19 protein-coding genes are annotated in these 14,234 nt (G+C 65.4%); 13 read left to right on the top strand and 6 right to left on the bottom strand.

The genetic code is table 11. The features are described from left to right. Positions 1-202 (bottom strand): AAA family ATPase (locus tag P1X14_RS19575; RefSeq protein WP_277317104.1); only part of this gene is annotated, 202 nt, incomplete at its 3' end. 73 nt (positions 203-275) lie between these two features. Between P1X14_RS19575 and P1X14_RS19570 the strand changes: the two genes are divergently transcribed. Further along, positions 276-1,010, top strand: coding sequence for a hypothetical protein (locus tag P1X14_RS19570; protein WP_277317103.1), 735 nt, complete (start codon positions 276-278; stop codon positions 1,008-1,010). 52 nt (positions 1,011-1,062) lie between these two features. Here P1X14_RS19570 and P1X14_RS19565 read toward each other — a convergent pair whose 3' ends face one another. Further along, positions 1,063-1,830, bottom strand: coding sequence for a Coq4 family protein (locus P1X14_RS19565; protein ID WP_277317102.1), 768 nt, complete (start codon positions 1,828-1,830; stop codon positions 1,063-1,065). Positions 1,831-2,013: 183 nt separating this feature from the next. On the opposite strand from P1X14_RS19565, the gene P1X14_RS19560 reads away from it, so the two are divergent. Together P1X14_RS19560 and P1X14_RS19555 are read left to right on the top strand one after the other, a co-directional pair. After that, positions 2,014-2,232 carry a helix-turn-helix transcriptional regulator gene (locus tag P1X14_RS19560; protein ID WP_277317101.1) on the top strand — a complete coding sequence of 73 codons (219 nt, stop codon included), beginning with the start codon at positions 2,014-2,016 and terminating at the stop codon, positions 2,230-2,232. Then, positions 2,225-2,863 carry a hypothetical protein gene (locus tag P1X14_RS19555; protein WP_277317100.1) on the top strand — a complete coding sequence of 213 codons (639 nt, stop codon included), beginning with the start codon at positions 2,225-2,227 and terminating at the stop codon, positions 2,861-2,863. The genes P1X14_RS19560 and P1X14_RS19555 overlap by 8 nt, the downstream gene beginning before the upstream one ends. Positions 2,864-2,942: 79 nt before the next feature. Here P1X14_RS19555 and dnaN read toward each other — a convergent pair whose 3' ends face one another. After that, positions 2,943-4,055 carry a DNA polymerase III subunit beta gene (gene dnaN, locus P1X14_RS19550; RefSeq protein ID WP_277317099.1) on the bottom strand — a complete coding sequence of 371 codons (1,113 nt, stop codon included), beginning with the start codon at positions 4,053-4,055 and terminating at the stop codon, positions 2,943-2,945. Between the two features lie 149 nt (positions 4,056-4,204). Then, positions 4,205-4,813: an outer membrane beta-barrel protein gene (locus P1X14_RS19545; RefSeq protein ID WP_277317098.1), complete on the bottom strand. Its 609-nt coding sequence runs from the start codon at positions 4,811-4,813 to the stop codon at positions 4,205-4,207. A 138-nt stretch (positions 4,814-4,951) separates the two neighbouring features. Between P1X14_RS19545 and P1X14_RS19540 the strand changes: the two genes are divergently transcribed. Together P1X14_RS19540 and P1X14_RS19535 are read left to right on the top strand one after the other, a co-directional pair. Beyond that, on the top strand, positions 4,952-5,626 hold the full coding sequence (locus P1X14_RS19540; RefSeq protein ID WP_277317097.1) for a histidine phosphatase family protein: 675 nt from the start codon (positions 4,952-4,954) through the stop codon (positions 5,624-5,626). A gap of 8 nt (positions 5,627-5,634) precedes the next feature. Further along, on the top strand, positions 5,635-6,108 hold the full coding sequence (locus tag P1X14_RS19535) for a hypothetical protein (protein WP_277317096.1): 474 nt from the start codon (positions 5,635-5,637) through the stop codon (positions 6,106-6,108). Positions 6,109-6,166: 58 nt separating this feature from the next. On the opposite strand, the gene P1X14_RS19530 is transcribed toward P1X14_RS19535, so the two are convergent. Continuing rightward, complete coding sequence (locus P1X14_RS19530) at positions 6,167-7,135, bottom strand: LysR family transcriptional regulator (protein ID WP_277317095.1); 969 nt, start codon at positions 7,133-7,135, stop codon at positions 6,167-6,169. 91 nt (positions 7,136-7,226) lie between these two features. Between P1X14_RS19530 and P1X14_RS19525 the strand changes: the two genes are divergently transcribed. The 7 genes from P1X14_RS19525 (at position 7,227) to P1X14_RS19495 (ending at position 13,295) form a co-directional block, all read left to right on the top strand. After that, the gene (locus P1X14_RS19525) at positions 7,227-8,150 is read left to right on the top strand and encodes an NAD(P)H-binding protein (protein ID WP_277317094.1); all 924 of its coding nucleotides are present in this window, start codon (positions 7,227-7,229) and stop codon (positions 8,148-8,150) included. Positions 8,151-8,187: 37 nt separating this feature from the next. Next, complete coding sequence (locus tag P1X14_RS19520) at positions 8,188-8,457, top strand: hypothetical protein (protein ID WP_277317093.1); 270 nt, start codon at positions 8,188-8,190, stop codon at positions 8,455-8,457. A 68-nt stretch (positions 8,458-8,525) separates the two neighbouring features. Beyond that, positions 8,526-9,710, top strand: a complete 1,185-nt coding sequence (gene rlmN, locus P1X14_RS19515; RefSeq protein ID WP_277317092.1) for a 23S rRNA (adenine(2503)-C(2))-methyltransferase RlmN — start codon at positions 8,526-8,528, stop codon at positions 9,708-9,710. A gap of 39 nt (positions 9,711-9,749) precedes the next feature. Continuing rightward, entirely contained in the window at positions 9,750-10,505 is a 756-nt protein-coding gene (locus P1X14_RS19510; protein ID WP_277317091.1) for a sulfite exporter TauE/SafE family protein, read from the top strand. A gap of 53 nt (positions 10,506-10,558) precedes the next feature. Then, positions 10,559-11,824: a cyclopropane-fatty-acyl-phospholipid synthase family protein gene (locus P1X14_RS19505; RefSeq protein ID WP_277317090.1), complete on the top strand. Its 1,266-nt coding sequence runs from the start codon at positions 10,559-10,561 to the stop codon at positions 11,822-11,824. Then, a complete protein-coding gene (locus P1X14_RS19500; protein WP_277317089.1) occupies positions 11,803-12,555 on the top strand; it encodes a cytochrome b/b6 domain-containing protein in 753 nt (250 codons plus the stop codon). The genes P1X14_RS19505 and P1X14_RS19500 overlap by 22 nt, the downstream gene beginning before the upstream one ends. After that, positions 12,552-13,295, top strand: a complete 744-nt coding sequence (locus P1X14_RS19495) for a molybdopterin-dependent oxidoreductase (protein WP_277317088.1) — start codon at positions 12,552-12,554, stop codon at positions 13,293-13,295. Before P1X14_RS19500 ends, P1X14_RS19495 begins: the two co-directional genes overlap by 4 nt. Here the strand turns inward: P1X14_RS19495 and P1X14_RS19490 are convergent. Beyond that, the gene (locus P1X14_RS19490; protein ID WP_277317087.1) at positions 13,292-13,711 is read right to left on the bottom strand and encodes a DUF1801 domain-containing protein; all 420 of its coding nucleotides are present in this window, start codon (positions 13,709-13,711) and stop codon (positions 13,292-13,294) included. The two genes, P1X14_RS19495 and P1X14_RS19490, sit on opposite strands and share 4 nt — an antisense overlap. 135 nt (positions 13,712-13,846) lie before the next feature. On the opposite strand from P1X14_RS19490, the gene P1X14_RS19485 reads away from it, so the two are divergent. Then, a partial coding sequence (locus P1X14_RS19485) for an MATE family efflux transporter (protein ID WP_277317086.1) occupies positions 13,847-14,234 on the top strand: 388 nt, incomplete at its 3' end.

Genomic DNA, 14,234 nt, shown 5'->3' with positions numbered 1-14,234 from the left:
CGCCCGATCCGCCCTGCCGCGCCATTTCGCCCACACTCGCCCGGCGCAGCCCGCGGCCCGGCGCCAGCAACGACACGGCTTCCAGCACGTTGGTCTTGCCCGCGCCATTCTCGCCGGCCAGCACGACAAAGCCCGGCCCGGGGTTGAGCACCGCATCTTCATGGTTGCGGAAATCGGTCAGGACGAGACGCGTGATGGCCATTTCATCTGCCTCTAGCGCAGCCTCTTGCCCGCGAACACCGCTTCGGAGATGCTGGCGCCCAAGGAGACTCCGGATGCGCCTGAAACTGCTGTTCACTGCCCTGCTGATGCTGTTGCCCGTCCCCGCGCTGGCCGACGTGACCGCACGCTATTCGGCGGGCGAGAAGAACGAGCTGGTGGTGATGGTCGATGACGGCGGGAATTACCGCGCCGAAGTGACCGGCGCCGTCATCCTGATCCGCCGCGATGGCGTCAGCTATATCGCAGTGAAGAACGCCAAGGGCGAGTTCGTGGTCACGCGCACCGAGGCGCTGCTCGAGATGCTCTCCGCCCAGCTCAAACCCTTTGCTGCGCAGGCCGCGGCCAAGGCCGATCCGAAGATGAAGTTCAGCTTGCTCCCGGGCAACAGCAACGAGACCGTCGCGGGCCGCACCGGCGCGCTGTGGCGCTTCGGCCCGGTCAAGCCGGACACGGCCGAGGCGGAGCGCAACAAGGACCTGCTCGAATTCGTGATGAGCGCCGATCCGCTGCTCGCCCCGGTCGGCCGCGTGTTCCACGACATGTTCGGGATCATTGCGCCGGTGGCGGAGATTTTCCTCGGCGAAGCCGATCTGACCGCCAGCGGCAAGGAATTGCTCGGCAAGGGCGCCCCGCTCCGCGTCGGCAACGGGCTCAAGCTGACGTCGGTCGACAGCGCCGACATCGCGGCCAGCCAGTTCGAACTGCCCGGCGCGGAACTGGAACCGATGGAATTCTTCGAAGCCGTCGGCCCCGATGCCGGCGCGCGGGCGATGCCCAAGCTGCACTGAGGATCACAAGCAATACATAGACCCCTCTCCCTTGATGGGAGAGGGCTATCGTTCAAATCCCCTGCAGTCCGGCCGCTTCCAGCCGCTGCTGCGCGATCTTGTACTTCGGCGCCACATCGATCCCCAGCCGCTTGCGCGCGGCGTCGAGCGGCTCGTTGAGCAGCGCCTCATAATCCTCGCCATGCAGCCACGCGGCCTTCTTGCCGCGGCGATAGCCTTCGATCACCGCTTTCAGGAACGCGGTTTCCTTGGTCACCCGCAGGCTCTTCAGCGCCGCGCCCATGCCGATAAAGCCCCAGCCCAGACCGCCGGTCTGCGCATAGGAGAAGGCGACGAGGCAGGCCTCGCCCAGATGCTCGTTCGCCTGATAGCCGGTCAGCGTGTGCCAGATATCGTGGATGTCGCGCTCGCGGCGACCCATCCACGCATAGGGATGCTCCACATCGACGCCCTGAAATGCGCCCTCAGCCATGCTGACCTCGACCAGCCCCTCGGCCGTGAAGCCGGTCGAATCGAGGAAATTGCGATAGGCCGCGCCGACGGTGCCCTCAGCAAAGCTGTCGATCCATTCGCGGTTCGCCAGCCGCTGCGCCAGCTCGATCCGCTGATAGGCCAGCTTGCCCCCGTTCGGCAGGGTCAGCAGCTTGCGATAGCTGCGCTGGGTCACGTCGCCGTTCAGCGCGCGCATGATCTTGAAGACCTGCACCGTATCGTCGCCATTGGCGAGCAGCTTGCCCAGCGCGGACAGCGCCGTGCCCCATTCCCGCTTCATCGGAATGCCGGGGTTGAAGGTCTGAACAGGTGCGGGTTGCGTCGCCATGTCGATCACCGAATCGCTATTAACATCGTTGTAAATAGCAGACGTGCGTTAAAATTCAACTGCGATCTTTCGCCCGGAACACGCCGGTGCTTTGTCAGCGATATAATGTCCAGAACTCTTGACACCCGCACGAATCACTGACAAGAATTCTTGTCATATGATCAAGACTTCTGGACAGCTCGCATGAACAACCGGCTTCGCATCCTGCGCGCCGAAACGGGGCTGAGTCAGGGGGATCTGGCCAAGCTGCTCGGCGTCTCGCGTCAGACGATCAACGCCGTCGAAACCGACAAATACGACCCCAGCCTGCCGCTCGCGTTGCGCATGGCGAAGGTCTTTGGAGTGCCTGTTGATGCCATCTTCCTCGACGACTGGACCCCGCCGGAGCACCGAAATGACTGATCGTCCCCTGCATATCCGGCTGTTCCGCATGTTCATCGGCGCGCTCGTGGGGCTCGCCTTCTGCGCGGCCGCTGCCGCCAGCGGCTTCCTCGAATGGCTGAAGGGCATGCCCGCGGAAGATATCGTATCGACCGTGCTGGCATTGCTCGTCCTGATGCTTGCCGCCTTTGCCGGGATCGTCTCGTCGAGTCAGGCAGCGTACAAGGCGATCGCCGAGAATTATCGCGAGGGCGACCCGCTCGACAACGACGTGCTGCGGATGATGCGGATGAACGGGATCATCCTGCTGATCTCCGGCGGCCTGCTGCTCGCCCCGCCCTTCGCGGTGCGGCTGGGCGCCGGCGAGACGGCATCGATCGCCGTGGCGGCCGCGATGGGCGTGCTGTTGCTGGTCACGTCCTGGCTGAGCTGGCGAGTCTCGCGCAGCAGCGACGAGCTGACACGGGCCATGGCCATGGAATCGGGCGCGGCAAGCTTTTGGGTGCTGACGATGGGGCTGTTCGGCTGGGCCTCGCTGGTCAAGCTGGGGCTGGTGCCGGAGATCAGCAGCTGGACGCTGATGACGGCCGCAATGGCGGTCAGCCTGGTGGTCCAGATGGCCGCGGCGATGCGGCGCGGCATGTTCGCCTGAGAGTCTCCTGAAACGAAAAAGGGCGGGCCGGCCGATATGCCGCGCCCGCCCTTTTTTCATTCGACCCGGTCGATCGGGATCAGACCCGCATCGGCATCAGCACATAAAGCGCCGGCGACTTGTCATTCTCGCGGATCAGCGTCGGCGCGGCGGCGTCGGCCAGATGCACCTCGACCAGATCGCCCTCGACCTGACCAAGAATATCCATCAGATAGCGGCTGTTGAAGCCGATCTCGAACGGCTGGGCGGCATATTCGCCCGGCACTTCTTCCGCCGCGGCGCCGTTTTCGGGGCTGGTGACCGAAAGGATCACCTTGTCGCGGTCCAGCGCCATCTTCACCGCGCGGGTCTTCTCGGTGGCGATGGTCGACACGCGGTCGACGCCTTCCATGAAGCTCTTCGGATCGATCTTGAGGATCTTGTCGTTGCCGGTCGGAATGACGCGGCTGTAATCCGGGAAGGTGCCGTCGATCAGCTTTGAGGTGAGGATCGCCTGACCCAGGTCGAAGCGGATCTTCGAATTGCTCATCGAAACGCCGACCGAGCCATCGACCTCGTCGAGCAGCTTGCGCAACTCGCCGACGCACTTCCGCGGGATGATAATGTCCGGCATCGCTTCGGCGCCATCGGGACGCGCGACCGTCACGCGGGCGAGGCGGTGGCCGTCGGTCGCCGCAGCCTTCAGCACCGGAGTCGCTTCGTCCGACACGTGCCAGAAGATGCCGTTCAGATAGTAGCGCGTCTCTTCGGTCGAGATCGCGAAGCGGGTCTTGTCGATGATCTGCTTGAGCGTTTCGGCGGGCAGCTCAAAGGTGGTGGGCAGCTCGCCCTCGGCGATCACCGGGAAATCGTCACGCGGCAGCGTGGAAAGCGTGAAGCGCGCACGGCCGGCATTGACGACGATGCGCCCCTCGGCCGCGGTCAGCTCGACCTGCGAACCCTCGGGCAGTTTGCGCACGATGTCGAACAAAGTGTGGGCGGAAATCGTGGTCGCACCGGCCTGATCCACCGCCGCCGCGATCGTCTCGTCGATCTGCAGGTCCAGATCGGTCGCCATCAGACGCATCGATCCGGCGGCACTGGCTTCGAGCAACACGTTGGAGAGAATCGGGATCGTGTTCCGCCGCTCCACCACAGACTGGACGTGGCTGAGCCCCTTGAGGAGCGTTGCGCGTTCGATCGTCGCTTTCATTTGTTCTCAAACCCCCGGGCCGCCGCCCTAAATTCCACCTTGATGCCGAGCGGCCGGTGGCAATTCGCCGTTCAATATCCTTAACGCGAAAAAGGGCCGGAGCAAGCGCCCCGACCCTTCTTCAACAGCTATTTTGCTGCGTGTGCGTATTAGAAGCGGATACCGACGCCGCCAACGACCTGATGGCGCTTCAGGTCGATGCCCGTGCCATTGGTGTCGTCATAGCGCGAGTAGCGATATTCGCCCTTCACGTAGAGGTTGCCGCCCAGCTTGATCTCGGCGCCGGCGCCCAGACGCCAGCCGTCGACATTGTCGCCGGTCTCAACAGTGGTCGCACCGCTGGTGTAGCGGGTCTCGATGCGCGCGTTGGTGTAGCCGCCCTTCGCATAGAGCAGCGTGTTCTCACCGACGGTGAAGCCGACGCGGCCACCGACATACAGGTCACGGCCCGCACGCACGCGCAGCTGATCGCCGACGACGAGAACATTGCTTTCCGTTTCCTTGGTGGTGGCGCCGGTGGCTTCGCCTTCGAAGCCGAGCACTGCGCCGCCGACCTGGAAGTCGTAGCCGACTGCGCCACCGAACACGACGCCATCGGTGCCGTTGGCGCCGTTGATCGTGCCGTCATCCACGCGGTCCCAACCGATCACGCCTTCGGCGCGCGGGCCGGTGAAGGGCGCATCGGCGTCCTGGGCGAAAGCGGGGGTTGCAAGGGCGGTGCCGGCAGCGAGGGCAGCGGCGATAAGAGCGATACGCATAAAAACTCCTTGGGTACCAAACAGGCCCTTCCGATCGGGGCCGAGGCTTAACTAGGGAGCCGGAAGGCTTGTTGCATGAACCTCAGATAAACGCGGAAAAGCGTTGCTTTCCGGCCACAGGGACTTGAAATGGGGTCCATGGATTCCATTCGCGCGCATCCCGGAAAATCCCCCCGCAAGGGCCGCGATTTCATCGCCCGCCATGGCGAGACGGTCTACAATCTCGCCAAGCGAATGCAGGGCGATCACCCGCATACCCCCCTCACCCGTGCCGGTTTCGCCCAGGCCGACGCGATGGGGGCCGCGCTTCGCGGGCTGCTCGGTGCGAAACCGGCGCTGACTCTATGGGTCTCCTCGGCTGGCCGCGCGCTGCAGACCTTGGCGGTGATCTGCGAGCATATCGAGCTGGACTGGCATCAGGCCCGGCGGGACGACCGGCTGGTCGAGATCGGCATGGGCGAGTGGAGCGGCCGCTATTATCACGAGCTGGGCGATGCGCTGTCCGGCTTCCTCGACACCGAGCACAAGCTGTACCGCCACCCCGCGCCCGGCGGCGAATGGTATGATTCGATCGCGGCGCGCGTCTCGTCCTGGCTGGCCGATACCGATGACGATCCGGGCGACCGGCTGGTGATCATGCACGGCATGTCCAGCCGGGTGCTGCGCGGGGTGATGACCGGCGCGCCGCTGCTGGAACAGTTCGGCTCGCCCGCCGCGCCCGATCTGCCGCAGGGATCGATCGCGATGATCGAAGGCGGGGTCGAGACGATCGTCCATTGGGGATCGGGCAAGATGGCCAACGCCGCGGTATGATCTGGGCCATGCTCCTCGCCGCTGTCGTAGCGCCACAGGCTGGCGGACAGAGTGCCGGTCGCACACCGCTCGGCACCTTCCAGAATTGGGGTGCCTTCCGCGACGCCTCGCCGCGCCGCTGCTACGCCATCGCCAAGCCGGTTGAGAAGCACAGCCAGTCCCAGCCCTTTGCCAGCATCGCCACCTGGCCGGGCCAGAATGTCCATGCCCAGCTCCATATCCGCCTCAGCCGCGCGCGGCATCCGCGGGCCCGCGTCATGCTGTCGGTCGGCGAGCGGCGGTTCGAGCTGGTCGCGGGCGAAAGCGACGCCTGGTCGCCCGATGCGCGCACCGATGCCGCGGTGGTCGCCGCGATCCGGCAAGGCCGCAGCATGAGCGTGGAAAGCATCGGCGCCAATGGCGGCGCCTTTGCCGACACCTATTCGCTGCAAGGCGCCGCCACCGCGATCGACGCGGCGGCGCTGGGCTGCGTGCGGGGCTAGAGCAAGATGAGGTGAGGTAGAACACCCCCTCCCCCGTCAAGCTAACACCATTCCGTGCTTAGTCCTCGCTCTCCACCGGCAGATCGAGCAGCAATTCCTCCTCGAGCCATTCCTCGGGCGCCGACCGCTGCAACGGGGACGCACCGATATACTGGCCCAGCCCGTCCACCAGCGCGTCGAACACCGCCCGGATCCGCGCCACGCCGCGCTGGTCCTCATGGCACACCACCCAGGTCTCAAGATCGAGGCTCAACAGTTGCGGCAGCACGCGCACCAGCTTCGGATCGCGCGCCGCCAGCGGCACCTGGCACACCCCGATCCCCAGCCCCGCGCGGATCGCGGCGATATGGGCAAGATCGCTGTCGCTGCGGAAGCTGAAATCCTCACGCCGCACGTCGAAGCCGCGATGCTGGAGCACGCGCAGCACCGGCGAATCATTCTCTACCCCGATCAGCGCATGGCCACGCACTTCGTCCAGGCTCGCCGGCGTACCGCGCGCCTTCAGATATTTGCGGTGCGCGTGCAGCCCCAGCGTGACCGCGCCCACCCGCCGCGCGACCAGCGCATCCTGTTGCGGCGGCACCATCCGCACCGCGATATCGGCTTCGCGGCGCAGCACATCCTCGTTGCGGTTGGTCGGCGACAGTTCGATCACCAGCCGCGGATGACGCGCGCATAGTTCGGCGAGGATCGGCGGCAGCACCTCGACCGCGATCACATCGCTGGCGGTGATCCGCACCGTACCGGCGACTTCATGCGTGCCCGCCGAAGCCGACCGGACGAACGCGTCGGCGGCCATCGCCATCGCCTCGGCATGCTCGCGCAGGGCATGGGCCCGTTCGGTCGGCAGCAGACCGCTGGGCGAGCGCGTGAACAGCGGCGTGCCGAGCGATTCCTCCAGTTCCTCGATCCGGCGGCGCACGGTCGGCTGCGCCACCCCGATCACCCGCGCCGCGGCCGACAGGCTGCCTTCGCGCAACACGGCGAGAAAGGCGCGCTGGCGCTCCCAGTCGTCGGAGAGGTTCATAAATTTTGTCTATTCGACTCGTCTCATATCGTCAATTTTGATTGAGGTTAGTCCGGTCCATATCGCTGCCATCGAAACTGGAGGAACGGCGATGAAGACGGCTTTGGTACTGGGCGCGAGCGGCGGCGTGGGCGGCGAGACCGCAAGAGCGCTGATCGCGCATGGCTGGACGGTGCGCGGCCTGACCCGAACGCCGCGCTCAGGCGACGGCATCGAATGGATCGCGGGCGACGCGATGGACCGCGACGATGTGCTTCGCGCGGCGCAAGGCGTGCAGGCGATCGTCCATGCCGTGAACCCGCCGGGCTATCGCAACTGGGCGAAGCTGGTCATCCCGATGATCGACAACAGCATCGCCGCCGCACAGGCCAATAACGCGCGGCTGGCCCTGCCCGGCACGATCTACAATTACGATCCGGCAGCCACCCCGCTCGCATCGCCCGACAGCCCGCAATATCCCTCGACCCGCAAGGGCGCGATCCGCCGCGACATGGAGGCGCGGATCGAAGCATCCGGCGTCCGCGCCCTGATCCTGCGTGCCGGCGATTTCTTCGGCCCGCGCCCGGGCAATAGCTGGCTGTCGCAGGGCATGGTGACGCCGGGCAGGCCGGTCACGTCGATCCTGTTGCCCGGCAAGCGCGGCACGGGTCACACCTGGGCCTATCTCCCCGATGTCGGCGAGACCTTCGCCCGCCTGCTCGACCGCGAAGCCGATCTGCCCCGCTTCGCCCGCCATCATTTCGCAGGCCATTGGGACGCGGATGGCATGGGTCTGGCCGAAGCGATCCAGCGCACCACTGGCCGCCCGGCAAAGCTCCGCCGCATGCCATGGCGCCTCCTCCCCCTGATAGCGCCGTTCAATCCGACGATGCGCGAAATGATCGAGATGCAGGCCTATTGGCGCCACCCGGTTGCGCTCGACAACGCCTCACTGGTCGCCGTGCTGGGCAAGGAACCGCACACGCCGCTGGACGAAGCGATGCGGGCGACGCTGTTGGCCCTCAAGGTGTCCTAGGCTCCACCGATCCAGCCGCTGCTGATACGCTAGTGTCATGGAGAATCTCGGCTTCCCCATTTCGCTGGCACTGATCGCCGCGGCGCATCTTCTGATAGCGATCCGGAGATCTCCCTTGCGGGAACGTCTGACGGTTTTTGCGGCGCTTATCCTGATAAACCTGGTGTGGCTCGTGAACGGCTGGCAACCGATGGCGCGAACGAGCGTATGGATTCCGATGGCTATTGTGGCTTTGGCAATCGGAATGTTCGGCGTAGCCCTCGCCATTCAGACACGGCCTGCGAAGGGCTCCGGCGCATCGGTATGACACCCCAGTAGAAAAATCGTGCGCAATGCACTATGTGCCGCCGCATGCATGCACCGTCGGCCGCCCCCATGCCCATTCCCGGGCATATCGATCCCGTACCCGTCCCCCGCGCCGCCGTGGTGCGCCCGGATGGGCGTATCGACCTGCTCGGGCTGTCGAAGATGGACATCCGCATGGCGCTCGAGACCTCGCAGCTCGAGCCCAAGCAGGCCAAGCTGCGCGCCAAGCAGATATTCCACTGGATCTATAATCGCGGCGTCACCGATTTCTCGCTGATGACCGATATCTCGAAGACGATGCAGCCCTGGCTCGCCAATCGCTTCGTGATCAGCCGCCCCGAGGTGATCGAGCAGCAGGTGTCGAACGACGGCACCCGCAAATGGCTGCTGCGTTCGCCCGACGCGCAGGATTACGAGATGGTGTTCATCCCGGACGCCGATCGCGGAACCCTGTGCGTCTCGTCGCAGGTGGGCTGTACGCTCAACTGCCGCTTCTGCCACACGGGCACGATGCGGCTGGTGCGCAACCTCACGCCCGCCGAGATCGTCGGACAGGTGATGCTCGCACGCGATTCGCTCGGCGAATGGCCGAGCCAGCCAGAAGGCCGCATGCTCACCAACATCGTGATGATGGGCATGGGCGAGCCGCTCTATAATTTCGACAATGTCCGCGACGCGCTGAAGCTGGTGATGGACGGCGACGGCCTTGCGCTCAGCAAGCGCCGCATCACCCTGTCCACTTCGGGCGTGGTTCCGATGATGGCTCGCGCGGGCGAGGAGATCGGGGTGAACCTCGCCGTCTCGCTCCATGCGGTCACCAAGGAAGTGCGCGACGAGATCGTGCCGCTCAACCGCAAATACGGCATCGAGGAACTGCTTCAGGCCTGTGCCGATTATCCCGGCGCGAACAATGCCCGCCGCATCACGTTCGAATATGTGATGCTGAAGGACAAGAACGACAGCGACGACGATGCGCGCGAGCTGGTGCGCCTCATCAAACAGTATGACCTGCCCGCCAAGGTGAACCTGATCCCGTTCAACCCATGGCCCGGCGCCCCGTACGAATGCTCCACACCAGAACGCATCCGCGCGTTCCAGGAGATCGTGTTCGGCGCCGGCATCTCGGCCCCGGCGCGCACGCCGCGCGGCCGCGACATCGACGCTGCGTGCGGCCAGCTCAAGACCGCTTCCGAGAAGAAGTCGCGCGCAGAGCTGGACCGGCTGGCCGAAGAGAAGCAGGCGGCGCTGGGTTAATCCTTCGACAAGCCCGGAGCGGAGGCTAAGGGGTTGGCGATGGACTTCTACACCCTCCTGCTCGCGCTGGGCGCCGGTATCCTCGGCGGCGCGATGAACGCGCTGGCGGGCGGCGGCACCTTCGCTACCCTGCCCGCGCTGATCGGCCTCGGCCTGCCCGCCAACCTCGCCAATTCGACGTCCAATGTCGCGCTGATGCCTGGTGCCGCGGCAAGCGCATGGGCGTTTCGCGACGAGCTCGCGCCGGTCGGCGGGATGAGCGTGCGGATGCTTTCGATCATCACCTTTGTCGCCGGTCTGATCGGCAGCGCGTTGCTGGTGCTGACGCCCAGCGACGCGTTCGACATCATCATCCCCTGGCTGCTGCTGCTCGGCTTCGTGGTGATGGCGTTCGGCCGCGCGGCGTCGGACTGGCTGCGCGCGCGCGTCAGCATCGGCACCCGCACCCTGATGACCGCGCAGGCGCTGCTTGGCGTCTATGGCGGCTATTTCGGCGGCGGCGTCGGGCTGATGACCACTGCCACCTATGGCCTGCTCGCAGGCGCCGATCCGCGCTCGCTGTTCGCCATCCGCACGTTGATGCTGGCGATCGCCAATCTGGCCGCAGCCTTCGTGTTCGTCGCGGCAGGGCTGGTGAGCTGGTGGCTGTGCCTGCCGATGCTCGCCGGCGCGATTCTGGGTGGATGGGGCGGCGCGCATATCGGGAAGAAATTGCCGCACAATCTGGTGCGGATCTGGACGCTGATCGTCACCGGAGGAACGACCCTGATCTTCTTCGCGCGCGCTTACGCCTGAACCGGCGCTTAACCCCATTGCGCATGCGCAACGCTTGCCACATGCTGCGCAGCATGTGGCTCCTCGACAAGATGCTCAGCAAGCTCATCCGCAAGGGTGAACTTACCATCATCGACCATAATGGACGGGAGTATCGCTATGGCGCGCCCGATCCGGCGGTGGCTCCGGTCACCGTCCGCTTTACCGACAGGGGCGCCGCGAACTTCATCGCGCGCGATCCGCGGCTGGGCGCGGGCGAAGCCTATATGGATGGCCGCATGGTCCTCGAGGGCGGCAGCGATATCCGCGATCTCGCCCTGCTGTTCCGCTACAACGCGCCGTTCGAACAGCCCGAGGGCATCGAGCCCGCCGGCCCCATCCGCAAGGCGATCAGCCATGTGGCGGGCCGCATCGATCAGATCAACTGGAAGACCCGCTCGCGCCGCAACGCCGAACACACCTACAACCTCACCCGCCGCCTCTACGAACTCTTCCTCGACACCGATCGTCAGTATACCTGCGGCTATCACCGCGATCTCAACGACAGCCTGGAAAAGGCCCAGCTCGACAAGAAGGCGCATCTGGCGGCCAAGCTGAACATCAAGCCCGGCATGCGCGTGCTCGATATCGGCTGCGGCTGGGGCGGCCTCGCCATGTATCTGCACCGGCAATACGACGTCGACGTGGTCGGCATCGCGCTGGCGCCCGACCAGATCGCCTTCTGCAAGGAACGCGCGAAGGCCGAAGGCGTCAGCGACCGGGTGAAGTTCGAGCTGATGGACTATCGCGATCTGACCGGCGAGTTCGACCGGATCATCAGCGTCGGCCTGGTCGAGCATCTCGGCACGCCGCATTATCCCGGCTTTTTCGAGCATATGAAGCGGCTGCTGAAGCCCGATGGCGTGATGGTCTCGCACTGCTGCGGCCGCGCTGGCGGCGGCGGGACGACCGACGCCTGGACGCGGAAATACATCTTCCCTGGCGGCTATATCCCGGCGCTGTCCGAACTGGTGATCGAGGCCGAGAAGCAGAAGCTGATCGTCACCGATGTCGAGGCGCTGCGCTATCACTACGCCCACACGCTCGAGGAATGGTATAACCGCACCAACGCCGCGCAGGCCGAAATCGTCGAAATGTATGACGAGCGCTTCTTCCGCATGTGGCAATTCTACCTCGCGGGCGCCGAAGCCGCGTTCCGCTATGGCGGGCTGGTCAACTGGCAGCTCCAGTATGTGAAGCGTCGCGACGCGATTCCGATGACCCGCGACTATATGTACGAGGAGGAAGCCCGGCTCCGCGAGACCGAGGAACCGCCCGCATGGCATCTGGCGGCGGAATAGCCGAAGCTGAACCGGAGGCGGCACCCGAGCCGGCGCCGTCTCCGCGTTTCATCGTCCGGCACCGGCCGTTCACGCGCATCTGGCACTGGATCAACGCCGTATCTGTGATCGTCATGATCGCCAGCGGCCTGATGATCTTCAACGCCCATCCCCGCCTCTATTGGGGGCATTTCGGCGCGAATTACGATCCTGCATGGCTGGAACTGCCGCGCTTTCCCGGCTGGCTGACCCTACCCTCGCAATACAGTCTGGCGATCGCACGCCACTGGCATCTGTTCTTCGCGCTGGTGCTCGCCTTCGGACTGCTGGCGTACATGATCGTCAGCCTGATCAACCGGCACTTCCAGCGCGACCTGCGCATCCGCAAGGACGAGCTGAAGCCGCGCCATTTGTGGGAAGACCTGAAGGCCCATTGGGACCTGCGCTTCCACGACCCCGCAAACCCGGGCGCGTACAATATCTTCCAGAAGGCGAGCTATGCCGGGGTGATCTTCGTGCTGCTGCCGCTGCTGATCGTCTCCGGCCTGGCGCTGTCGCCGGGCATGGATGCGATCTGGCCATGGCTGGTCGACATTTTCGGCGGACGGCAATCGGCGCGCTCGGTCCACTTCATCGCGATGGCGCTGACAACCGCGTTCATTATCGTCCACCTCACGCTGGTCATCCTCGCCGGGCCGGTCAACGAGATCCGATCGATGATCACCGGCAAATGGCAGGTGCCCGAGGAATGATCTCGCGCCGCAGCCTTCTGATCACCGGTGCCGGCGGTCTGCTCGCGGGTTGCGACGCCGCGACGCGCAGCCCGGCGGTCAAGTCGATCCTGTCGAGCGCCGACGAGACCCACAAATTCCTCCAGCGCTCGATCGGCGGCCGCACCGCGCTGGCCCGCGAGTTCCGCGCCGACCAGATGAGCCCGCGCTTCCGCGTCAACGGCACCGCGAACCCCAACACGCCCGAATATAGCGCGCACGTCGCCAACCGCTTCGCCGACTGGCGACTGCAGGTCGACGGTCTCGTCCGCCAGCCGCTGTCGATCCCGCTCTCCGACCTCCGCGCCATGCCGCAACGCGCGCAGATCACCCGCCACGATTGCGTCGAGGGCTGGAGCGCCATCGGCAAGTGGCAGGGGCCGCACCTCGCCCGCATCCTCGACCTGGCCGGGTTGCAGCCCGCCGCGCAGTTCATCGTCTTCCACTGCGCCGACGCGATTGGCGGCGCCCCCTATTATGAATCGATCGATCTGGTGGATGCCTATCACCCCCAGACGATCATGGCCTGGGCGATGAACGACAAACCGCTCTCGGTCGGCCATGGCGCACCGGTGCGGCTGCGGGTCGAGCGCCAGCTCGGCTACAAGCACGCCAAATATGTCATGCGGATCGAAGCCGTCGCCAGCCTCGCCGGCATCCACAAGGGCGGCGGCGGGCTGTGGGAGGATCGCAGCGGGTACGAATGGTATGCGGGGATTTAGCCCGGGTAACGCCGGTTCATCTCGTCCCACGCGCCGTTCGCGATCTGCTCCAGCACCGCCTCGTCCACATCGGCCAGCTTCTTGATGTAGAGGCACGACTTGCCGATCTTGTGCTTGCCCAGCTGCGCGAGCTGATCGTCGAGACCCGGCCGGTCATTGAGCACATACAGCACCAGCTCGGCCTTGCGCGGGCTGTAGCCGATCCGGCACATCGTCCCTTCGTGCCCGCTGTCATACTTATAGTGATAGCTGCCATAGCCGATGATCGACGGCCCCCACATCGCGGGTTCCAGACCCGTCACGCGGCGCATCATCGCATCGACGGTCTTCGCATCCTCGCGCCGCACCGGGTTCTCGACCGCGTCGATGAACGCGTCGACGCCGATCTCGGTCGGCTTGGTCTTGATCTCGGCCATCGGTTCTCCCTCCTCGTCAGGTGCAGCCTATCCTAGGCTTCCGTCATGCTGAACCTGTTTCACAGCCGGCGCTTGTACCGTTGCGACAGATAAGTTCGGGGTGACGGGCGTGTGGGAGCTGACTAAGCGCTCCCAATGTCCGTCCTGCCCCTCACCCGCCGGTCGATCTTCGCCCAGGCATGGCCGATCATGCTCGGCCAGACGACCGTGCCGCTGGTCGGCATCGTCGATACCGCGGTGATCGGGCGGACCGGGGACGCCGCGGCGCTGGCCGGGGTGGCGCTCGGCTCCACCATCATCAGCTTCCTCTTCTGGAGCTTCGGCTTCCTGCGCATGGGCATGACCGGCATGACCGCACAGGCGCAGGGCGCGGGCGACAAGGCCGAGGTCGATGCGATGCTGATGCGCGGCGTCATCATCGGCGCGGCGCTGGGCGCGGTGCTGCTCGCGCTGCAACTGGTGCTGATCCCGCTCGCCTTCCGCGTGCTCGACGGCGGCGCGGACGTCGATGCGCAGGCCCGGG

Origin of the sequence: Sphingomonas sp. AOB5 (assembly GCF_029433115.1) — a bacterium.
GTDB lineage: Bacteria > Pseudomonadota > Alphaproteobacteria > Sphingomonadales > Sphingomonadaceae > Sphingomonas.
This window is presented reverse-complemented; position numbering and strand designations above follow the sequence as displayed.